The following is a 20886-nucleotide window of genomic DNA, read 5'->3' on the forward strand; positions in this document are numbered from 1 at the left end:
GGCGGGGGCCTCTCAGTGGCTGGGTTGGGTCAGTAGAAGCCTGTCCGCTTTTCCGACCGATTTTCTCCGAAGCGAACAGGCAGCTTCCGGCCATACCACGTCACGCCATATCGTCAGCGTACGCATAACCGGACATTCGGCTTTGCGCCCATTCCGGCTGTTCGGAGGCATCCCTGCTTCTCCTCCAAAGCGGACACCAGCCTTTTGCCTCAGGCCCCCTCTGACATGGCTTGAACATGGCTGCCGCCGAACACGACGTGCTGCCGCATTGGCGGTCTGGCCAAGCCGTAGATAAGGCGCGGCTCGGGCGACGCGCTGGCTGCGTCCAATGCGGCCCGATGGTCGGGTGCGAGGATGAGACTGAGTGCTGCCGCGTTGTCGGCGACCTGTACCGCCCGGCTCACGCCCATCAGCGTCGAAGCCACGCCTGCACGCGCCATCACCCACGCCAGCGCCACTCGCGCTGGCGGCTGCCCAATCGCATGAGCCACCTGGCGTACCGCCTCCACGATCTTCCAGTTGCGCGGCGTGAACAGGCTGTCGCCGAATGGGTTCGCCCCGTCCAGGCGCTTATCCTCGGCGGGACGCAGTTCGCCAGCCATGGCGGCGTCTCTCGGCAGGCCGTCCGCGCGTATTTCACTGCGCGCCTCGACGGCGGTCCGGTCGTACTTGCCAGTCAGCAGCCCGTAGGCCAGGGGCGACCAGGGCACCAATCCGAGGCCGAATTCGGCCGCAAGCGGTACGTGCTCGTCCTCTACGTCCCGGTTCACGAGGGAGTAGAAGTACTGCAGCCCGATCGGCCCCGGCAGGCCGCGCACGCCCGCCAGCGTCGCGAGCTTGGCGACGTACCAAGCGGGCGTGTTCGACAGGCCCCAGTAGCGGATCTTGCCTGCCCGCACGAGGGCCGCCATCGTCTCCAACAATTCCTCCGCCGGCGTGACGCCGTCCCAGACGTGGATCCAGTACAAGTCGACGTAGTCCGTCGCGAGCCGGCGCAGCGATCCTTCGAGCGTGGTGTAGACGTGCTTGGCGCCGTTGCCGCCCGCGTGCGGTCCGGTGCCGGTGGCAAACCCCGCCTTCGTCGCGAGCACGATTCGGTCCCGCAGGCCATGCTCGGCGATGAAGCGGCCGACCATCGTCTCGCTTACGCCTCCGGCGTAGACGTCGGCGGTGTCGAGGAAGTTGCCGCCGGCCTCGACGTAGGCGTCGAACACGGCGCGAGCCGCCGCCTCGTCCATGCCCCAGCGCGCCGTGCCGAAGGTCATGGTGCCGAGTGCCAAGGGACTCACCGCCAATCCCGAGCGGCCGAGCGTGCGATAGTGGGTCAGATCCATTGCTGCGCCTCGTCGATGACGCGCAAGAGCTAGCCCAGCGCGGCGCCAGCGATTAGCCGCTTCGGACGGCATGCGCTTATGAGCGAGATGCAGCAATGCGGCGTGGTACCCTCGACGATCTCGCGGCCTTCGCGGTTGTGGCGCGCACCCGCAGCTTCACGCGCGCGGCTGCCGAGCTCGGCCTGTCGCCCTCGGCCCTCAGCCACGCGATGCGCGGTCTTGAAGCCCGGCTCGGCGTTCGCCTGCTCGCGCGCACGACCCGCAGCGTCGCTCCAACACCGGCGGGGACTCAGTTGCTGCGCTCGCTCGATCCCGCACTCTTAGAGGTGGAACGCGGGCTCGCCGCGCTGGCTGACTGGCGCGGTGAGCCGTCCGGCAGCCTCCGGCTGACGACGTTCGCTTACGCTGCCCGGGCCGTGCTCCAGCCAGCACTCCCACGCTTTCTCCTCGACCATCCTGCCGTCGCGGTCGAGGTCGTGATCGATGATCGCCTCACAGACATCGTCGCAGCCGGGTTCGACGCCGGCATCCGCTTCGGTGAGACGGTGGAGCGCGACATGGTGGCCGTTCGCGTCGGCCCGGATCTGCGCACGGTCGTGGTGGCAACACCGGACTACTTTGCGCGTCATACGGCACCGGAGACGCCTTACGATCTGGAAGCGCACAACTGCGTCAACTATCGGCTGATCGGCGGGGGCGGCCTGCTGCCGTGGGAGTTTCTGAACGCCGGGCGCGAGGTGCGTGTGCGCCCACGCGGTCAGCTCGTCGTGAACGAGGGTGACCTTGCGGGTGCGGCGGTGCGGGCGGGAGCGGGATTGGGTTACATGCTGGCAGACGAGGTCGCGGACGACCTAGCGACTGGGCGGCTGGTGTCTGTGCTGGACGCTTGGTGCTTACCCTTCCCCGGGTGTCACCTCTACTATCCCAGCCGGCAGGTTACACCCGCTCTGCGCGCCCTCATCGACGCACTGCGCTCGCTGGGGAAGGCCGCTGCCGAATAGGAGCGGTGCCGGATCGTGGTTTCACTCTGCCCAGCCACTCATCTGCAAGCAGCCGGACAGCGTCCGACCGGTCCGCGCAAGCCCATTCTTCGACAGCTGTGCACTGCCGTCCGCGCGCGTCAGAGGCCAATCCGGATCATCAGGTCGGCAGGTCGGGGAAGAGCGTCGGCATCAGTTCAATGGCGAAGTCCTTGAACAGGCGCACGGGTCGTGACAGCTGGCGGTGACCAAGATGTACCAGCGACAGGTCGAAGGTCCGGAACCGCCAGTCCGGCATCACCTCGACCAACCTGCCGTCCCGCAGCAGCTCCGGTTGGACCACTGGCGGCAAGTCTCCGATGCCGGACCCTGCCAGCAGCGCGGTGGCGAGCCCGATATAGTCGTTCATCGTGAAGTGCGGCTGGAAGGTGATGGTCTCCCGGTCCGCATGTCCGGCGCGGATGAACGTCCAGCGATGGTCCGGCTTGCTCAGCGAGAACGCCAGGAGCCGGTGATCGTACAGGTCTCGCGGCACGTCCGGCGCTGGGCACGCCGCCAGGTAAGTCGGGCTCGCCACGAGACGGTGGCGATAGGTGAGAACGCGACGCGCGACCGAACCCGAGTCGCGAAGGGGGCCGAACCGAAAGGCGATGTCGATGCCTTCCGCGACCTGGTCCACGTGCCGCTCCGTGACCAGCACCTGGACGCGCACGTTCGGGTGGGCGGCCTGGAACGCGCCCACGAGCGGTGCGACGAGCGTATCGGAGATACTCGGGAGCGCCGCAACCCGCAGCAGGCCCGAGATGGACGTCATCTGGTTCGAGACGATGCCGGCGACCGCGTCGCTGATCTCGACGCTGCGCCGGGCGTGCTCCAGCACCTCCGAACCGAGGTCGGTCAAGCGCAGGCTGCGCGTCGAGCGCTCCAGCAGACGGACACCGAGTTGTCCTTCCAGCTCCGCGACACGCCGGCTCACGGTCGAGACCGGCACCCGGAGCTGTCGCGCGGCCGCCGAAAAGCTGTTGGCTTCCACGACCTTGGCGAAGACCAGCAGTGCGTTCAGATCGAGCTTCATTATCCCAGATCTGGGAAGGTGTTTTCCGCAATCGCGGTCTTATGGGCAGATCATCGGTTGCATATCCATGCGGCACCGTAAACCGGTGGCTGGAGCGCCCGGGATGAAATTTCGGTTCGTCATTACGTCGCCGCTGTTCCTGCTCAGTTGCCTTGTCAGCGGTCCAAGCCTGGCTCAATCGAGCGATGGAGCCCCTACCACACAGCGCGCGGTGACCGACGAGGAGGCCATTCGCGCCGTGCTGGCCTCGTACAACGCTGCGCTCAACGGCGGTCAGACGGCCGCGGTACTACCGCTCTACACGCCAGACGGCATCTTCATGGCTCCCTACAGCCCGTCGTTCATCGGCCAGACGGCGATCCGCAAGGCGTACGACGCCGTCTTCGCCGAACTGAAGTTCGGCGTGAGGTTCGACATCGCCGAGGTGGTGCAGATGGCGCCGGCCTGGGCGTTCGTGCGCACCAACTCGGCCGGGACGACCCTGCATCACTCGACCGGCAAGACCACTGCGGAAGCCAACCAGGAACTGTTTATCTTCCGGAAGGGTGACGACGGGCTCTGGCGGATCGCACGCTACAGCTTCTCGCCCACGAAGCCGCCTCGACTTTAGCTCCAGCGCACGAGCCGAACCCGGTTCCCGCACAGTGCACGCGAACATTGCGGCGGTGACCTGGCTGGTCTCTCGGGCTGGCTTCCGCCACCGGAGGCGACCTTCCCGATCTGCTTTGTGACGCCGCTCATGCGAGCGGAGGCCAGTTCATGAAACTCCCACGATCAGAGGAAGACACCATGGATGTCGACGAACAGGCCATCGCGGCCGTGCTGGCGCGGTACGCCGAGGCCGCCAACAACTCGGATGCCACGGCCGTGGCAGAACTCTATACCGACGACGCCGTGTTGATGGCTCAGAACAGTCCGTCCGCGGTCAGCAAGGCGGCCGTGCACGCCGCCTATGCCGGGATGGCCGGGGCGATCAAGCTCGACATCACCTTCGAGATCGCCGAGATCCGCCTGGTCGCCCCTGATTGGGCGTTCCTGTGCTCGACCTCGACGGGCACGATCCGCCTCCTGCAGCCCGGCATCGAAATCCCGGAGGCCAATCAGGAGCTGTTCCTGTTCCGGAAGGTCGATAGCACCTGGAAGATCGCCCGCTACAGCTTCTCTACCGTCCTGCCGGCGTAGGCGTGAGGCGCTCGCGATGACCCTCACCCTGTCGAGATGGGCCGATGCGCCCGCCCGCACGCTGATGTCCGCGCTGTTCCTGCTCTCGGGCATCGGCAAGCTCACCGCCGTCTCGGCTACGCAGGGCTACATGGCCGCCTACGGCGTTCCGGGCGTGCTGCTCTGGCCGGCGGCCGCGTTCGAGATCGGCTCCGGCGCACTGCTTCTGCTCGGCCTCTGGACGCGTCCGCTCGGCGTGCTGCTGGCCGGCTGGTGCCTGTTGACCGCGGCCATCTTCCACACGGCGTTCGCCGACCAGAACCAGCTGATCAATTTCCTGAAGAATCTCGCGATGGCGGGCGGCTTCCTGCTGCTCGCCCGCGCCGGCGCCACCAGCCTCAGTCTCAATGGCCGCCGGGTCGGTACAGGTGGAAGACCATGATGAGCCTCACGACTATCCTGCGCTCCAGCGTCATTGCGGCGGTCTTGGGCGCAGTCCTCTTCCAACCCCTCGCGCATGCAGCGATCGAGCCTGGACCGAACTTCACCTTCGCGACCGACCCGGCGGTCGCGGCGCAGCAGCGGTCGGCCTTTGATGTGGTGCATCGCTACGAACAACTGCTGAATGCCGGTGACACGACCGGCATCCTGGCGCTGTTCGCACCCGACGGCATCGCGGAGTGGAACGACAAGCCCACCTTCTCGACGCTTCAGGAGAAGAGGGACGCCTACGATGCCCTATTCCAGATCGCCAAGTTCACGACCATGTTCGGCTACGCCGGCATCGACGTTCACGGCGACACGGCGGTGGTGCGTACATACCACCACAAGGGCGCCACGGTGTTGGAGGGCGGCAAGGAAATTGTCGACCTGAACCGCGAGGTCTTCGTGCTGCGCAGGATCGACGGCAGGTGGCGGATCAGCCTGTACATCTTCAACACCAACCCCGTGCAGGGCGAGGGCTAAGCGCAGCCTCGCATGACAGGAGGGTGGCTCATGGCGACGATGAAGGCGGCGGTGATCCGAGAGGCCGGCGATGCGGGCGCGCTGAAGGTCGAGGCGCTTCCAGTCCCCGAACCCAGGGACGGCGAGGTTCTGATCCGCGTGCGCGCCTTCGGCCTGAACCGGTCCGAGTTATTCACGCGCCGGGGCCAGTCGCCCGATGTCGTGTTCCCGCGCGTGCTGGGCATCGAGGCGGTCGGCACGATCGCGGCGGCTCCCGGCGGGGAATTCCGCGACGGTGAGACTGTCGCGACGGTCATGGGCGGCATGGGGCGCCAGTACGACGGAAGCTACGCCGAGTATGTCCGGGTGCCGGCCGGCCAAGTGCAGGTGGTGCGTACTGATCTGCCCTGGGCGACTCTCGGCGCGCTCCCTGAGATGCTGCAGACGGCTTGGGGCTCGCTTTTCACGGCCCTGCGCCTGAGGGCAGGCGAGCGCCTGCTGATCCGGGGTGGCACCACGTCCGTCGGGCTTGCCGCCGCCGCCATCGCAAAGGCGCATGACGCTCATGTCGCCGCGACCTCGCGACGGGCGGACCGCGCAACCCTGTTGCGCGAGGCCGGTGCGGACCAGGTCTTCGTCGACACCGGCCGCATCGTGGCTCAAGTCAGGGAAGTCTGTACCAGCGGCGTCGACAAGGTTCTCGAACTCGTCGGCACCACGACACTGGAAGACTCGCTGCGTTGCGCCAAGCCGGGCGGCATCGTCTGCATGACCGGGATGGTGGGCGATCGCTGGTCGCTTCCAGACTTCAGCCCGATGGACGCGATCCCCAGCGCGGTCTGCCTGACGACCTACGACGGCGGCGTGGCCGACTTCATGCGCACGCCGCTCCAGGAACTCGTCGATCAGGTCGCCGCGGGCACGCTGCGGGTGCAGGTCGGGCGGACGTTCCGGCTGGATGAGATCGCCGAGGCGCATCGCTGCATGGAGGAGAACCGCGCCGGCGGGAAGATCGTGGTGCTGGCCTGACCGTATCAGGTCGACGCCCTTGCCGCATGCCCGGCGCGGGATGTCCGGCTGACCGCGAGGAGAACGTGATGAACGCCCTGACGCCGACCGAGACCGTCCTCGCCGTCCTGAGGAATGCGACTGACCCGGCCACCATCGCCGCGCTGGTCGAGCCGGACGCCACCTACGTCTCGCTGAACTACGACAATCCAGAGCTGAGTAGGATCATGCCCTGGTGCGGCACGCATGCCGGTTCGCAATCCATCCTGGCGACATTCGTGGACGTGAACCGCCACTGGGGGATTCTGGCCTTCGACGTTCTGGAGGCATTCGGCACCGACGAGCGGGTCGCAGTGTTCGCGCGGTGCACCTTCCGCTCACGCGTCATGGACAAGCGGATCACGTCTCCGGTCGCCGTCCTCGCCAAGGTCAGGGATGGCAAAGTCACACACATGCAGTTCATGGAGAACACGTTCGGTACGGCCTCGACGTTCAGAAGTGGGGGCTCCTGGACCTTCCGGGCCGATCCAGAAGGAACGGAGGTGACGATCTAAACCGAGGCGGTGCCGCGACGCATGAGGTGGTGTAGGAGGGCATGACGACCCCGGCGGCAACGGTGTCGCATCTTCTCGTGTGTGGGTCGCGATTCATGCGCGCAAGCCGGCCGTGATAAGATCTCGCCGCTTCTGGTGCCTGGCGGCCCTCGCTGTCCTGTGCGCTTTCCCGACGGCACCAAGTGCGCAGACGCTCCAGCTCGGCTTCGGCGGCCTCGCCCTCGGCCGCGACCTGGACGAGCACCTCCGCTCGATCCGAGATAGAACGGGCGATCTGGTCGAGGCTGCCGCCGGGGTCCCCGCAGCGACTAGCCAAGCCGCCTCAACGCTCGTTGCAGACGAGCAGACGAGCCCGATTGGCTTGGCTGCGCGCCTCCTCATGCTATGGTTCGGAGGGTGGCTCGCTGAGCGCCTGTTCTTCCGCTGGTCCGCGACGTGGATGCGCCGGATCGCCGACAGCCCGCTGGCCACCGTGCGACAGCGGGCCGTCGCCCAGGCCCAGCGTCTGCTGTTCGCCCAATGCTTGGTCCTGAGCTTCGCGGCGGGTGCCTGCCTCGCCTACCTCGCTGCGGCACCCCCGGCCGCCGCCGGCGTCATGGCGCTGGACGTGCTGCTCGCCATCGTCGCCGTGCGCACCACGCGCGTGCTCGGCCGCTTTCTGCTCGCCCCCGGTGGCCCGCGGCTGCGTCTCGTCGCCCTGCCGACGGACGCGGCTTGGCGCGCGCAGCACGGGGTCACGGTCGTGGCTCTCACCCTGGCGGCGGGGCTCTTATGGTCGGCGCTGCTGCGGCTGGCTGGCGCCGGCGCGGCCGTCGCCGACGCGGCCACGAGCCTGAGTCTGCTGCTCGCTGCCATCCTGATTCCGGCGGTCGTCTGCGCCGTCGTCCTGGTGCGGCGCGGAGCGGACAGACGTCCGCCGCGCCCGGCGATTGTGGCGCTGGCCCTCGTCCCCATCACCGCGTGGCTGCTGGCCCAGGCCGGCCTCTCCGCCGTGGCTTGGGCTGCGCTGGTGCTGGGCCTCGCGCCGGCGCTGGCGTTGGCGCTCGGCGACGCCGCGCGCACGATCGCGTTCGGTCCGAACCGCTTGGGAGCGCTGACACGCGAGGAACGCATCGTCGCCCACGCCGCCCGCAACGTCGCGTTGATCGCGGGACTGCTGCTGGTGGTTAGGGGCGCGCCCGGGTCCGAGGAAGGCTTAGGCGCAGCCGCTACGACCCAGATCGTGTTCACCCTGCTGATCCTACTCGGCGCCGACCTTGCCTGGCAGATTGTCCGCAGCTTGATCGACCGTGGTCTCGCCCGGGCGGACGGCGACTCGCGCACGGATCGCCTCGCCACCGTCCTGCCCGCCCTGCGGACGGTGGTGCTTGTCGCGCTCGCGGTCACGGCGACCCTGAGCATCGCCTCGACCTTCGGCCTGCAGATCGGCCCGCTGCTCGCCGGGGCTGGCGTGGTCGGCCTGACGATCGGCTTCGGGGCGCAGGCCTTGGTCCGTGACGTCATCGCGGGCTTCTTCCTGCTGCTCGACGACGCGTTCCGAGTCGGCGAGACGATCGAGAGCGGCGGCCTGCAGGGTCGGGTCGAGGCGTTCTCGCTGCGCTCGGTCCGACTGCGCGACGACAGCGGGCACATGCATACGGTGGCCTTCGGCGAGCTGAAGGCGGTGACGAACTTCTCGCGCGACTGGGCGGGGCTTGAGGTCCCGATCTATGTGCCACACGGCGTGCCCTACGAAGCCGCAGCTGGCGTGATCACGGCGGCCATCGCGGCGGTGGAGGCCGACGAGACGCTCGCTACCCTGCTCACCGCGCCGCCCGCGTTTCTGGGTGCGACGGCCCTGTCCGAGGCGTCCGTCAGGATGGCCGTGCTGGTCCGGACGGTGCCCGGCAGCCAGGGGCGGGTGAGATCGGATCTGCTGCGCCACGTCCTGTCCGGCATGGCCGGAGCAGGCATCCAGCTGAATAGCTGACCGGTCGAACACCGCGAATGGCGTGCGCGATAACGGACTGGTGCCTCAAACCGATGGCCAGGGCGACCGTGTCCGTTTCAGCGCGGGATCAATCAGAAGCAGTCATTCGGCTTTCGGCCAAACCCAGCCGCTTGGGCGAGCGCCTCTGAACGACTGGGTCCGGTGGATAGGCGCCGGTCCGCTTTCGGGCGACTTCTCGCGGATGCGGACGCTCAGAGAGCGGGAAAGGCAGGCCTGTTAGCCGCGTTTCCCGCCGCACAAGATACAGCCCGTTGACAATGTCTTTCACGCGTGAATGATTAAAGTCTGAATGGAGCAGCGGCCAGTGGCAACGTCGACGAAGCAACGCGGCCTGCGGCTGGACGACCAGCTCTGCTTCGCCCTCTACGCCGCTACGAACTCGGTCGTGCGCGCCTACAGGCCGCTACTGGGCGAGTTCGGGCTGACCTACCCGCAGTACCTCGTCATGCTGGCGCTCTGGCAGGATGGCGTGACGGCAGTGCACGACCTCGCCGCCCGCCTGCAACTCACGTCCAGCGCGATTACGCCCTTGGTCGACCGGCTGGAGGCGGCTGGCTTCGTGATCCGGACCCGCGCCGCGGACCGGCGCATCGTCCTCGTCGCCCTGACGGAGGCGGGCCGCTTGCTGGAGGACCAAGTCGCGACGGCACAGCAGGCCGTGGTCTGCCGTACCGGCCTCGGCGACCGCGAGCTCGCCGACCTGCGCCAGGAGTTAAAGGATCTCGCTGACCGCGTCGCCGCAACGGGCTGAGAATGCACGGCGCGCAGGTGGGCGGATGATGCGCCCCGAGTGGGCGAACTGAAACCGCGAGGGTTCGACGCCGGCCTGGCCGACGACCCACGCGGACCAATCGAGGGCCATGCGCAACTGCAGGTGCCTTCCATGCTGTCGGCTCGCTCACGCCGTCCACGCCCGTGCCGCGGCCTATGCGGTCAAAATCGTGCGAGCGCGCGGCCGATTTCGAACAGAAGGAACCCTGAAAGCTTGTGCAGGTCCGTATAGCACTCTGCTTGAGAGCTAGATGTATCTCGATGCAGCGATCCGCGGCAGCAACCAGTGAGTCCTCGATATCTTGATTCATTGAGGCCGGTGGAGTGAAGGGGCCCTGATGACTATCAGTGGTATCGATATAAATGCCGAGGCCCTGCATGAGGCCAAACCCGTTGCGCACTAGGGCGCCCCGATTGAGCACCCAATGGACCTCGCCGCGCTCATCCAAGACACGGAATTCGGCTGAGAACGGACCGCCGGTCTGTCGCACATAGCTGATGCGGTCAAACAACCAAGTTCGGTCATCCGGATGCGTGCGGTACAGAGCAGCTTCGAGGGAAAGCGGCTTGCCAGCGAGGCTGGCGCTACCGGCCAGCAGGGCTGCGGCGCCTACATCGAGCACAGAGCGACCTGCAGCAACATTCGTGCTCCAAGTGCCGATCAGCCCTGCCGCCTGAAGGGCGTACTTAGAGCGCCTAACAGAACCGTCTGATCTGGTTGAGGGTGATGAGGCTGGCGGCGAAGCTCGTGAAGGCCTCGTAGATGTCTGCGCGTCGCTCATAGCGGATGGGCAATCGACGGAAACGGTTGAACCAGGCGTGGGTGCGCTCCACGACCCAACGGTGACGACCGAGTTTCTCGCTGCTCTCGATGCCCTTACGTGCGATGCGTGGGACGATCCCCCGCGCTCGGCACTCCTGGCGGCGAGGTCTGGCATCGTAGGCCTTGTCAGCGTGCAGCTTGTCCGGACGGCGTCGCGGTCGTCCGCGCCGACCGCTCCGCACAGACGGGATGGCATCGAGGGTGGCCGCCATCATGACGGTGTCGTGCCGGTTGGCACCGCTCAGGCAGAAGCCGAGCGGCGTGCCGCGCGCGTCGGTGACGAGATGGCGCTTCGTGCCCGCCTTGCCCCGGTCCGTCGGGTTCGGGCCGGTGGCAGGCCCCCCTTTTTGGCCGGGACAGACGCGCTGTCCCGGCAAGCCCGGCTCCAGTCGATCTCCCCTGCTGCGTGCAGGCGCTCCAGCAACACGTCATGCAGACGGCTCCAAACGCCCGCCGCCTGCCAATCCCGCAGTCGCCGCCAACAACTCATGCCGGAGCCGCAGCCCATCTCGGCCGGCAGCATTTCCCACGGCAGCCCCGAGCGCAGCACGAACAGGATGCCCGTGAGTGCGGCCCGGTTCTCAATTGGACGACGCCCGCCCTTCGGACGCGGCCGAGGCGGCGGGAGGAGCGGCGCGATCTCATCCCAGAGATCAACGGGAAGAAGCAGTCTGGCCATGCCAAACCAACGCTGAAAACCCCGCTCGGTGCCGTTCTGTTAGGCGCTCTAAGCCATACTGAACGACACCATCAACTTCCCCCAACCGTACAGAGCACCCGACCGCCAATCGGCTCCATGCAGCACATTTCTCAACACATGTTTATCCGACTGGAAAGCTCAGATTGCATGAGGCCGATTGACGCTACTTCCAGTTGAATAATCCCGACGACTTAGTAGCAAAGGGCCTCGTGGAAACGCCCGGATGGATTTAAGGCTACAAGATCGGCGCACCGCAATAGCCAGGATAGATGCTGGCTGGGCAGAAAACCACGTGGATCACCGGCAAGGACGCTCGGTGTCGAGACAGCGAAGTTGGCATTTTTGGAGAAGAGGCAAAAAGCCGTGGCTTGAAACTTCTTAAGACCAACAATTGCTCGTATGGGCGGCTCAACCTCTTGAAGATGGAGTTTTCCGCCAACCGTATGTGGCCTCCATCCGCCCAGAAGCTTTCTTTGTCCGCAAATTACGGATCGCAGGCATGTATTTTTTCGCCCCCAGAATTGCTGGGGTGGCTAAGGCGAAGCGACCCGTCGAGCAACGATTGCTGCACGCGGCATTAGAGGACGGAGGCCGCCAAACTCGTCGGGCGTCCCTAAGAAGACGTCTTCATAAATTCTCTCGATCTCAAAACCGCAAATTTGTAAGATCCGTCGGTAGGTACCGATCGTGTATGTCCAAAAGATATAGTTATGGTCAGGGAAATTTGGCGATCCATTGAAGCGCGCCATTGGCTCTTCGCCACAAATGTAGTCGGTGTTGATGACGAGACGCGTGGTGCAGATTTTTGATACGGAGCCAATTGCGCGGACGGGATCGCCGAGGTGCTCAAGAATAGCTCCAAGAATCACAACATCAAATACTCCGATCCCTGCTGGAAGATCATACACGTCTCCATATACAACTTTTGTGTTAGAGCCCTGATCGGCATGAGTGTACCAGTAAGCGTTCTTCCAAGCCTGCATAGCGTGATCATGATTCCGCACCCAAGATGCATGATCGACCATGTAGAGGCTGCCCGCAAACGGCAGCAAATGTTGGCGCTTCGCCGTATCCTGGTCGAAACTGACTACTTCGCACGCACCAGCCTGTTCTGCGGAAAACGATAGAAATCCACTCGCCGTTCCGACGTCGAGGACGCGGCAACCATTGAGGCTGACATGCCCAATGTAATCGGAAAACCGGCCACGAAGATCCCACGCGCCCTGTGCTACACTGCCGTCTCTAAAAGTCATGGTATGGTAGAAAAAACAGTCTTTTAAGTCTGCCTGTGATTGTCGAGGTTCGTAAGGAGCAAGCTCACTTGATTGTATTCGGGCTCGTACTGTCATCATAAAACCTCGAGTCAGGTCGGACAGGGTATAGGTGCTCAGGCTCGGGGATTGATTTGCTAACAATCAATACGTATCGGCGAAGACTGAAGCAAATCACTTTTGTTGGAATAAATACATATGAAAGTTGTATTGTTAGTCAAAAACTATATTACTCGACAGACACAGGAAAATATGCATTGATTTGTATGAATTGTTTTATAAATCTGACGACTTACGAAGGGGGTCGATCGATTTACGATGCCATTGGATAAAACCAGCAATGGGAATGGCAACAACGAACGATTATGTATATCTCAATTTCACATTTTTAAGATTCATGCCACAAAGACATGACGGATACGGACCGGTGGTAATTCCCGCTTGAATACAGGGTTATCGGGCTCGAACCGCCGCGGTGAGCGACGAGCGCTTTGATATAACGAATGAATTCATCCACCATATACTGAGTCTGGAGATATCCGGATCTCGCAGTGATCGTTCGCCCATGGACGCGAATGCACAATGTCAATCGCGGGCTGAACCATTATCCCCCACCCCTACGACCTAAAAATCCAATCCCCTGTGCGGAAGCGGCTCAAGCCTCCGAGGCGACGAGCAAGGATCCCACCGCCGTGACCACTCAGTGCCGCCAAGACGTCGCCTGTGAAATGGTCACTCCCCTCATCGATCGCCCAGCGGCGCATGAGGACCTGAGTAAAAATCGGAAGGTCGACGGGCGTGGATACGTCGGGGCCCCTCGCGACCGAGCTCGCCCAGGTCGGGCGGCATGCCGTGGCCAGAACGACGTCGCTCCCTTCCATCCTCTCTCGGTGCCTTTCCCGGCCAGCCTCGAAATGTAGGGCGAGGAAAGCATTGACATCCATCGCGCTTAACGGCTGCGTCTCCGAACACCACGATGTATCGTTGAAAGTTAGCCCCATTTCAGAAGCGATCCGGGGCAAGATCGGCGTTCGCTCCTCGGGCTGCAGTTCCGGAAGGTTCGATGGCCAGGCCGACACCAGCGGTGTACCGACAAGCGCCTCGATTTCATTTAAAATATATTGATACAGATACGTCGTCGGGTGATCAGGAATCAGAAACAATCGACGATCCTGGTAATTGTTTAATATAAAGTCGCTCACCCTGATTTCACATTTGGAGCCAATTTCCTGGTCAATGATTCGATTGGTAGAATACTCATAGCTCAATTTAATAGTTTCGTACGACGGAAATTCGTTAAGCGCGAAGTAAACAAAATCATCGAAGTTCGTGAAATTACAGGAACTTGAGACGAGTTCAGGAAAGTACCAGCCGTGATGGCCCCAGAAAAGCTTTTTCTGCGCGCTAGGCGCGTAACCATGCCATTCCAGCCACGGAAAGCGGATAGCCTGCACGTTGGCCGCCAAGCATGCCTCGTCGAGGAAGCTGGTGTTATACTCACCCTTATTGCTAATGGGCGAATATATAACCGCGTCGTACGCAGGCAGACTTTCATAAGGAAAAGACTTGCCTGAATTGATCAGCTGAAAATTCACGAGGCACTCGACTTGGTGCCGGTGAGCGGGTCCCAGCTCATCTATCAAACGCTTGATGATGACAGCATGGCAACCGCCGTAGAGGAGTAATTTCATGAGCGTATCCGCGTGATAACCAAAATCGCTGAGATTAACTATTACAGTACTTGAACCTGTTTAAGCTGAAATCCGAGAGCTCGAAAATCTTCAGACTGCCCCATCTCGCGTGGCGAACGGCATCCGTCACTATTGATAAATAGCTGCAATAGGTTGCCTTGCGAGTATTCCGGCTCATCCGGCAGAGCAATCTCGAACACCCTCCCCGCGTTTGACGGGACTTGCCGCGCTTCTATTGGACCCGCGCGCGTCTGGGCTGTGATCGCAATCTGAATATCCTCGACGTTGTCCATCGTGTTCCCATACAGCATGATGCTTTTCGCCCGCGGTGCAGGGAAAACGAAGAGACAGGCGCTTGGGGGCATAGTCCAGACATGGTCCCCGTGGATTTCGTAGAACCCAACCATCTTTAGATACCGTACCTGCTCGTCAGAACCTATTCGGATGAGTTGCCCAACGGGACATGGGTCGAGATAGATGTCACATTCCGGCCCTGCGGCGGCCCGGAGCCACTTTGTCAATGTCTCAAATGCTTTTGAAGATACTTTTCTCTCGCCGGAGGGCCGACGCTCCAGGGCATCAGCGAGATACACGCGCGATAATGGACTGAACGCGTCTGGAGATCTCGGAACCGGCGAGCAGTTGGGGAGCGATCCATAGGTGGCAGCATGGGCAACAGTGATGAGCGCTTGGTCTGTAACGGCATCCACGACTTCCCAGAATGTGATGTCGTCGTAGGGGACTATGTCCGGGAACAGGGCGATCAGAGAGGGGTCAAACGTCTCAATGGCTGTTTTAACCGCCTTGATGGTCCGTGTCCTACGAACGACATCTAACTTTCCAGCAAGGTATCGATGCAGCGCAACGGTCAAGCGGCGGCTAGTGCTGGAACGCAGAATTGCCGCCTGCACGAATTCGACGAGAGCTTCGGTATCCAGGCTTTCTATCAAAACAGGATCGTCTGCGAGACGCCCCTGCTCTAGGAGATCGAGGGATTCTCTTGCCAACGCCAAGTCCCGCTCCCACGATGCGTCCTCTGCGACACCTTCAACATAGAGGCGCGTTCCCTCGAGGAAGGACTCCGCGTGGACGAGGGCTCGCCTGCGAAGCAAAGCCTCGTGCTGTTTAATAAACCCCAGTACTTGACAAGCGTAGCTTCGACAGTCGATCAGTCGCGCGTAGTCGCGTCCACGCGCGCCGATCCGGGCGAGCATGTCCGGTTCTTCCAGCAACCGATACAGCGCACTGGCAATAGCCTCCACGCTCCGAGACGCAGCAACCTTTATAACTGCATCGTCTGGAACTTCCGAGTAGCAACCAGTATCAAAAACCACGACCGGTTTGCCAGTTAGGAGTTGCTCAATCAGCGACACCGAGGCGCCTTCCGTGTTCGGGAACCTAAGGTTCACGAAGCCATCGGCCTCAATGCATTGCTCTTCCAGTGCGGCGTCACTCAGGTTTAGCGCAAAGCGCACACATTCACCAAGATTGTTTTCCGCGACGAAGTCCCACAACTTTTGGAGATAATGCGCATCGCTAGCGAAGCCCGCTATTACGTAGACGATCTTGCTCCGTAGCTTAGGTGAATCGGCGATAGCCGCGAGAACGTCGTGAATACATTTCGTGCTTTGAATATGCCCGAAGGAGATAATCGTGCGACGTCGCCTAGTTCGAGCTGCTGAGTCCGTAGAGATCGCATGTGGCCGCTGATCATGCGGCATGCCGAGGCATAGAACCGGACCAGAGAATCGCTGTGAGTTATATCGCTCAGCGTATCGTGAGTGCACCACCAGGCCTGAGCCCAGCTGAAACAGTGGAGTTCCGAGCGGCATATCTCCACTCATCTCAGAGTCCCACACGGCGTATCGCAATCCATACGGCTGGGTAATGTTCGACTGACGCACGCGGCGCAGATCGGTTAGAGACCCGTAACGGGCGGCAATTGCGACATAATCCGCGAACATACTCCCGCGATCATGGACAATTTTTGCAAGCACGTGCTGGTAAACATAATCGTGGCAGATAACAATTCCGGGATAGTTTCGAAGTACGTCAAAGATATGCTTATGATGTTCTTCGTTATTACCAATGTTGTATATTATAAAATCAAAAAGACTGTAAAAATTGCTGTCCGATGCTGTTTTCTCGATGTCAATGATCCTGTGTTTGGTTTCGTACAATCCATCGGATATCTGTGTCACGATACTCAGTTCGATGCGATGGTCGCCATATGTCTCAGGCATCGCATCTGTTACGGCTTTACTGAAAGTCCCCACACCGGATCGATTTGTAAACGGTGTTAGCCAGCCAATCCGCAGGATCACGCCGCAAGCTCCTGTACCAATGTCTGCCATGATTGTGCTGCGCTCGCGACAGAAGCCCGGCCGCCTTCGATCAGTTGGTTGTAGAGGCTTGGCGTCTCGAGTAGCAGGGTCAGGAGATCACTGGCTTCATTGTAGGTGTTGCACCGGAGGACATCCCCACCGTCCTTCAGCTCGTGGCCCTCGCTGCGCCCCTGGATCGTCGTGTTCAGGTCGAAATGAAGGACTGGAACTCGGCTTTGCCAGCTGTCGCATATCCGGAGGCGTTCCGAGTCGGTTTGCTGCGAACCGATGTGAATATGCACCCACGAAGCGGTATCACTGATCTGATCGTCGCCAAGATAACGGGTCCGATTGTGCGACTCACCAGACATGCCATACCCGTCGATGAAATAAGATGTTTCGGCAATGAGTCGCCCGACTATCGTCCGCGCCAAACAGTCGCGATCGAGATGATTGATCACTGCCAGCCTCGGCGCCGAGGCCGTCCGCGGAGACTTCAGGTTGAGATTGAGAGGGGGAAGATCGTGTGCCGCGGTTTGGTCGTGCTGGATTAAGACCGATGCCTTCCGTGCTCGGTCGCCGAGCAGACGGACGCGCGACTGTTTCCTGGTGCTTCCAATGCCGTTCAACAAATTTGCGATGTCGTCGCCGGTGGAAAGCTTCGAAGGTTTGGGATCTAGGTAGATCAAACTGGTTCTGATGACATTCGACAGACGCTCGTGGGATGCCAACCCGATAGCTATGACGCTATGGATACTCCTATACATCGTACATGGGCGTTTTTCGCCTAGAATTTCCGGTCTGAAGTTCGAATGAACTTCGCGGCCTTCGGCCTGAGCGAAACGGCGTAGTGCAAATTCAAAATTCCTATAGACAATAGCCGACTTCGATTGCCCGTCACACTCATCATTGCGGTATAAGATAGCTTTGGGCATTGGTTTGCTCCCACTCGATACCCATTCAGCCGGCTGTTCAGCCCGAAATGGGGGACGTGGCCGAGATCCCTCGTTGCAACCCAGAATGGAGTTCTCCTCCGATCAATGCAACCCATTAGCGAAAAAAAAACGAATTATGGTCGCGCGGGCCTGGGTGGGAGGTCTCTTGGAGGCACAGACGGCCCCAGCATGATTTCTGGCCAGGGCAAGCTTTCTCAGTAAGTATTCCGCGGTTTGTCAGATTATTCGCTGAAAACGAAGATATAGTTAGACAACCAAGGCACATATCGAACGGCAAATTGCCATTTGGCGATGAATGATATCGAGCAACTGAGATCAGAAGCCGCGGGCGACGTGGAAACGCTCCAGACCGATATCGTGATCTCCGTACGGGTTTCGAGTCCAAACCGGGCGTCCATCCCCGTCTTTCGACTAAGCCTCTAACTTCGGACCGTCTGGCCGACCGTCTTCCTCACCTCGATCGAGGCCCCTAACCGCTCTGGTTGAAAAGGATTCCATAATGCACTCACAGATTGCAATTCGCGGGCTGGCTTGTATGCTGGGCGGCGACGTCAGCGCCTGCACACGAACTCTCGCGAGGAAGCGGTCATCGCTGTTTGGCAGATGCATGTGCAGAACGCTCCAGGCGCAAAGCGTCGGGGTCGTCAGATCCCCGGCATCGGTCGTTGGACGATCGATCAGACGACCGGTCGCGTGGTTTTGTGCAAGGCGTTGGGGCGCCCTCTCAAGCGGGAGGTGTGGGCGGACGGCTTTATCAGTCTTCGACGGCACATCGTCAGCCATCACCCGCGGGAGCGTTCGCGTCTACTCCGTGCGTTTCACCGGGGAACGCGCGGCACGTTAAACTACGCTGATGGCGCCTTTGTTGGACTCAGCCGTATGCTGCGTACCTACGGCTCTGTGCTGGAAGTTGTGGGTCACGGATGGACGGGGCGCGAGGGGTCGGGTGGACGGGCAGCGATCTCGGGTGTGGTCGTGGATGTCACCGACCTGATCCGGTTCGGGAGATAGCTGCAGATGTCGAAGATGCGTTTTCGCACGATCCTGGAGCATATCGATCAGGGTCTTATAATGACTGACGCTAACGATTGCGTGCGTGTCTATAACCAACGCGTCTTGCAGATGCTTAATGTTCCAGAGAATCTTCTGCGCGGGGGGGCAGCTTTCGCCAATGTTCGAAACTGTCAGGCGGCCCGGGGGGAGTTTGCCCACTTGCCGCAGCCGTTGAGGCGATGGCTGGAAGAGGGACATTCGGATAGTATGATTGAAGACTATGAGCGCTCGCGGCCGGACGGCACGGTGCTCCATGTCCGCACCGTGCCGATCCCGGAAGGCGGATTAGTTCGAACCTTCACCGACGTCACGCAGCGGAACGCCGCGGAGGCCGCATTGCGCGACAGCGAGCGCCGTTTTCGGCTCTTGGCCGAAAATTCCAACGATATCTTCATCCTCGGCGACCTCGACTTGCGCCGCCTTTACGTTTCGCCGGCCGTACGTACCGTGCTGGGTTACGAGCCGGAGGAACTCGTCGGAAGCGTGCAACTCGAGCACGTCCATCCCGATGAACGGAATATGTTCACCGAGCTTTGGACCAAGGCGCAGGGCGAGCGCCAGGGCCGATTTGTCGCGAGTATGCGCTATCAGCATAAAGCGGGGCATCACGTCTGGCTCGAAGCCTCAGTCCGGGTGGTGCGTGAGCCGTCTGACGATCGCGCTATCGGCTACGTGGCGGCGCTGCGCGACATCTCTGAGCGGCGCCGGGCAGAAGAGCAGATCCGGTATCTGGCGCTGCACGACGCGCTCACGGGCTTACCGAACAGGGCCCTATTCTGGGATCGCCTCGACCAAGCCGTAGCGCAGGGACACCGCACGCACGGCTTCGTTGCGATGCTAGCCTGCGATCTTGATCGGTTCAAAGCGGTCAATGACAGCCTCGGACATCCGGCCGGAGACGCCCTTCTGCGCCTTGTGGCCGATCGGATGACGGCGGTGTTGCGCCCCTACGACACCTTGGCGCGTCTCGGCGGTGACGAATTTGCGGTCCTGCTCACGCATCTCGACCTGCCAAGCAACGCCACGCACCTGGCGGAGCAACTGATCGCGGCGGTCAGCCAGCCGATGACCCTTGAAGGGCGGACGGTTGAGGTGGGCATCAGTATCGGGCTCACACTTGCGCTCAAGAGGGACGTCAGTACCGACGAAATCTTTAAGCGCGCCGACATCGCCCTTTACGAGGCCAAGGCCGCCGGCGGAAACATGTGCAGAGAATTCGAGGCCAATGCCGGCGTCCGCATCGCGTTGCGCAGCCAACTTGCCCTTGACATGGGCGAAGCGATCCGCCGCGGCGAGTTCCGATTGTTCTACCAGCCTGTAGTTGATGCAACGACGGGTGTCGTTCTCAGTTTCGAGGCCTTGATGCGTTGGAGGCATCCAGTGCACGGCGAGATCTCGCCCGGCATCTTCATCCCACTGGCCGAGGAAACCGGATTAATTGTTCTATTGGGGTCTTGGGCACTGCAGGAGGCCTGCCGTGTGGCCGTCGATTGGCCGGATCCGATCCGCGTGGCGGTAAACGTCTCGGTGGTCCAGTTACGGCGTGGCGGACTTGAGGCGGCTGTGCTCTTGGCACTCGCGACCAGTGGGCTGTCGCCTACCCGGCTCAAACTGGAGGTGACGGAAAGTGTTCTTGTGCATGACGCGGACTCGGTGCTCGCTAGCCTGCACGCGTTACGCGCACGTGGTGTGAGGATCGCGCTCGACGATTTTGGCACCGGCTATTCGTCGCTAGGCTACCTGCGGATCTTCCCATTTGACGAAATTAAGCTCGACCGCACGTTCGTTAACGACATCGCCCGCGCGGACTCGGCCGCGATCGTGCGGGCTGTGGTCGGCATAGGCGAGCGGTTGGGTATGGGCATCGTTGCCGAGGGCGTCGAGACTGCTGAGCAGCTCAGCCTGGTTCGGCGGGAAGGCTGCGCGCAGATCCAGGGATTTCTGATCAGCCAGCCTCTGCCTGCTCATGAGGCCGCTCTTTATTTGGCTGCGTCTCCAATTCTGTGTGATGGCCCGCGGTGATTGGAGTCGATTTCTGTCCCTAGCGTCGGCGGCGCGTGGATCTCGTCTGCGACGCCCCTCCAACCGGGGCACCGATTAAGCGCACGATCGGAGACGCCCTGCCGAGGCTGAGAAATCGCTGAACCAGCTGGTGCTGCCACCCGCGGCGGATTACCGACATTACGGGTCGCCATGGTTCGTGAGCAGCGTTGCGGCTACGGCCCGGGACGCTTCGGCCGCCGGGACCTT

17 protein-coding genes and 1 pseudogene are annotated in these 20886 nt (G+C 61.8%); 10 read left to right on the forward strand and 8 right to left on the reverse strand.

Annotated features, from left to right (window positions below; all coding sequences use genetic code 11):
• Positions 1-209 precede the first annotated feature (209 nt).
• Positions 210-1334 carry an aldo/keto reductase gene (locus tag AC3IF3_RS12375; protein WP_489228986.1) on the reverse strand — a complete coding sequence of 375 codons (1125 nt, stop codon included), beginning with the start codon at positions 1332-1334 and terminating at the stop codon, positions 210-212.
• Between the two features lie 95 nt (positions 1335-1429).
• Between AC3IF3_RS12375 and AC3IF3_RS12380 the strand changes: the two genes are divergently transcribed.
• Positions 1430-2335, forward strand: a complete 906-nt coding sequence (locus AC3IF3_RS12380) for a LysR family transcriptional regulator (RefSeq protein ID WP_243969382.1) — start codon at positions 1430-1432, stop codon at positions 2333-2335.
• Positions 2336-2474: 139 nt separating this feature from the next.
• On the opposite strand, the gene AC3IF3_RS12385 is transcribed toward AC3IF3_RS12380, so the two are convergent.
• Positions 2475-3389 (reverse strand): LysR family transcriptional regulator, encoded by a 915-nt coding sequence (locus AC3IF3_RS12385; protein WP_489228988.1) that lies wholly within the window; start codon positions 3387-3389, stop codon positions 2475-2477.
• Positions 3390-3492: 103 nt separating this feature from the next.
• Here AC3IF3_RS12385 and AC3IF3_RS12390 point away from each other — a divergent pair, with 103 nt between their 5' ends.
• The 8 genes from AC3IF3_RS12390 to AC3IF3_RS12425 all read left to right on the forward strand — a co-directional run bounded on the left by AC3IF3_RS12390 (position 3493) and on the right by AC3IF3_RS12425 (position 9798).
• Positions 3493-3999, forward strand: a complete 507-nt coding sequence (locus tag AC3IF3_RS12390) for a YybH family protein (RefSeq protein WP_243969385.1) — start codon at positions 3493-3495, stop codon at positions 3997-3999.
• A gap of 179 nt (positions 4000-4178) precedes the next feature.
• A complete protein-coding gene (locus AC3IF3_RS12395) occupies positions 4179-4571 on the forward strand; it encodes a YybH family protein (protein ID WP_489228990.1) in 393 nt (130 codons plus the stop codon).
• Between the two features lie 16 nt (positions 4572-4587).
• Entirely contained in the window at positions 4588-4992 is a 405-nt protein-coding gene (locus tag AC3IF3_RS12400) for a DoxX family protein (protein WP_489228992.1), read from the forward strand.
• Positions 4989-5516 (forward strand): YybH family protein, encoded by a 528-nt coding sequence (locus AC3IF3_RS12405; RefSeq protein ID WP_243969390.1) that lies wholly within the window; start codon positions 4989-4991, stop codon positions 5514-5516. Before AC3IF3_RS12400 ends, AC3IF3_RS12405 begins: the two co-directional genes overlap by 4 nt.
• Before the next feature lie 39 nt (positions 5517-5555).
• Positions 5556-6524, forward strand: a complete 969-nt coding sequence (locus tag AC3IF3_RS12410; protein WP_489216158.1) for a zinc-binding alcohol dehydrogenase family protein — start codon at positions 5556-5558, stop codon at positions 6522-6524.
• 68 nt (positions 6525-6592) lie between these two features.
• On the forward strand, positions 6593-7057 hold the full coding sequence (locus AC3IF3_RS12415) for a nuclear transport factor 2 family protein (RefSeq protein ID WP_243969394.1): 465 nt from the start codon (positions 6593-6595) through the stop codon (positions 7055-7057).
• Between the two features lie 361 nt (positions 7058-7418).
• Positions 7419-9026, forward strand: a complete 1608-nt coding sequence (locus AC3IF3_RS12420) for a mechanosensitive ion channel family protein (protein ID WP_489228994.1) — start codon at positions 7419-7421, stop codon at positions 9024-9026.
• Positions 9027-9351: 325 nt separating this feature from the next.
• A complete protein-coding gene (locus tag AC3IF3_RS12425) occupies positions 9352-9798 on the forward strand; it encodes a MarR family winged helix-turn-helix transcriptional regulator (RefSeq protein WP_243969426.1) in 447 nt (148 codons plus the stop codon).
• A gap of 472 nt (positions 9799-10270) precedes the next feature.
• Here the strand turns inward: AC3IF3_RS12425 and AC3IF3_RS12430 are convergent.
• From AC3IF3_RS12430 to AC3IF3_RS12455, 6 genes and pseudogenes are all read right to left on the reverse strand, one after another.
• Positions 10271-10600 (reverse strand): annotated as a pseudogene (locus tag AC3IF3_RS12430) (hypothetical protein); the annotation flags it as partial.
• Positions 10515-11320, reverse strand: a protein-coding gene (locus tag AC3IF3_RS12435; RefSeq protein WP_489228979.1) for an IS5 family transposase whose coding sequence is annotated in 2 segments (ribosomal slippage) — positions 10515-10984 and positions 10984-11320 — 807 coding nt in all. Because the reading frame shifts where the segments join, the coding sequence is not laid out codon by codon here. The gene AC3IF3_RS12435 and the pseudogene AC3IF3_RS12430, both read right to left, overlap by 86 nt.
• Before the next feature lie 554 nt (positions 11321-11874).
• Positions 11875-12693 carry a class I SAM-dependent methyltransferase gene (locus tag AC3IF3_RS12440; protein ID WP_489228996.1) on the reverse strand — a complete coding sequence of 273 codons (819 nt, stop codon included), beginning with the start codon at positions 12691-12693 and terminating at the stop codon, positions 11875-11877.
• A gap of 536 nt (positions 12694-13229) precedes the next feature.
• Entirely contained in the window at positions 13230-14303 is a 1074-nt protein-coding gene (locus AC3IF3_RS12445; protein ID WP_489228998.1) for a WcbI family polysaccharide biosynthesis putative acetyltransferase, read from the reverse strand.
• A 41-nt stretch (positions 14304-14344) separates the two neighbouring features.
• A complete protein-coding gene (locus AC3IF3_RS12450) occupies positions 14345-16627 on the reverse strand; it encodes a glycosyltransferase (RefSeq protein WP_489228999.1) in 2283 nt (760 codons plus the stop codon).
• On the reverse strand, positions 16624-17562 hold the full coding sequence (locus AC3IF3_RS12455; RefSeq protein WP_243971488.1) for a hypothetical protein: 939 nt from the start codon (positions 17560-17562) through the stop codon (positions 16624-16626). The genes AC3IF3_RS12450 and AC3IF3_RS12455 overlap by 4 nt, the downstream gene beginning before the upstream one ends.
• A 1038-nt stretch (positions 17563-18600) precedes the next feature.
• Here AC3IF3_RS12455 and AC3IF3_RS12460 point away from each other — a divergent pair.
• The gene (locus tag AC3IF3_RS12460; protein ID WP_489229001.1) at positions 18601-20658 is read left to right on the forward strand and encodes a putative bifunctional diguanylate cyclase/phosphodiesterase; all 2058 of its coding nucleotides are present in this window, start codon (positions 18601-18603) and stop codon (positions 20656-20658) included.
• The last annotated feature ends 228 nt before the right edge of the window (positions 20659-20886 follow it).

The sequence above is a fragment of the Methylobacterium sp. J-118 genome (genome assembly GCF_057836565.1).

Coding starts and splice junctions, on each gene's coding strand:
- AC3IF3_RS12410 (WP_489216158.1), top strand. CDS start 5,556: ATGAAGGCGGCGGTGATCCGAGAGGCCGGCGATGCGGGCGCGCTGAAG.
- AC3IF3_RS12395 (WP_489228990.1), top strand. CDS start 4,179: ATGGATGTCGACGAACAGGCCATCGCGGCCGTGCTGGCGCGGTACGCC.
- AC3IF3_RS12375 (WP_489228986.1), bottom strand. CDS start 1,334: ATGGATCTGACCCACTATCGCACGCTCGGCCGCTCGGGATTGGCGGTG.
- AC3IF3_RS12440 (WP_489228996.1), bottom strand. CDS start 12,693: ATGATGACAGTACGAGCCCGAATACAATCAAGTGAGCTTGCTCCTTAC.
- AC3IF3_RS12400 (WP_489228992.1), top strand. CDS start 4,588: ATGACCCTCACCCTGTCGAGATGGGCCGATGCGCCCGCCCGCACGCTG.
- AC3IF3_RS12445 (WP_489228998.1), bottom strand. CDS start 14,303: ATGAAATTACTCCTCTACGGCGGTTGCCATGCTGTCATCATCAAGCGT.
- AC3IF3_RS12380 (WP_243969382.1), top strand. CDS start 1,430: ATGCGGCGTGGTACCCTCGACGATCTCGCGGCCTTCGCGGTTGTGGCG.
- AC3IF3_RS12415 (WP_243969394.1), top strand. CDS start 6,593: ATGAACGCCCTGACGCCGACCGAGACCGTCCTCGCCGTCCTGAGGAAT.
- AC3IF3_RS12390 (WP_243969385.1), top strand. CDS start 3,493: ATGAAATTTCGGTTCGTCATTACGTCGCCGCTGTTCCTGCTCAGTTGC.
- AC3IF3_RS12455 (WP_243971488.1), bottom strand. CDS start 17,562: ATGCCCAAAGCTATCTTATACCGCAATGATGAGTGTGACGGGCAATCG.
- AC3IF3_RS12405 (WP_243969390.1), top strand. CDS start 4,989: ATGATGAGCCTCACGACTATCCTGCGCTCCAGCGTCATTGCGGCGGTC.
- AC3IF3_RS12385 (WP_489228988.1), bottom strand. CDS start 3,389: ATGAAGCTCGATCTGAACGCACTGCTGGTCTTCGCCAAGGTCGTGGAA.
- AC3IF3_RS12460 (WP_489229001.1), top strand. CDS start 18,601: ATGTCGAAGATGCGTTTTCGCACGATCCTGGAGCATATCGATCAGGGT.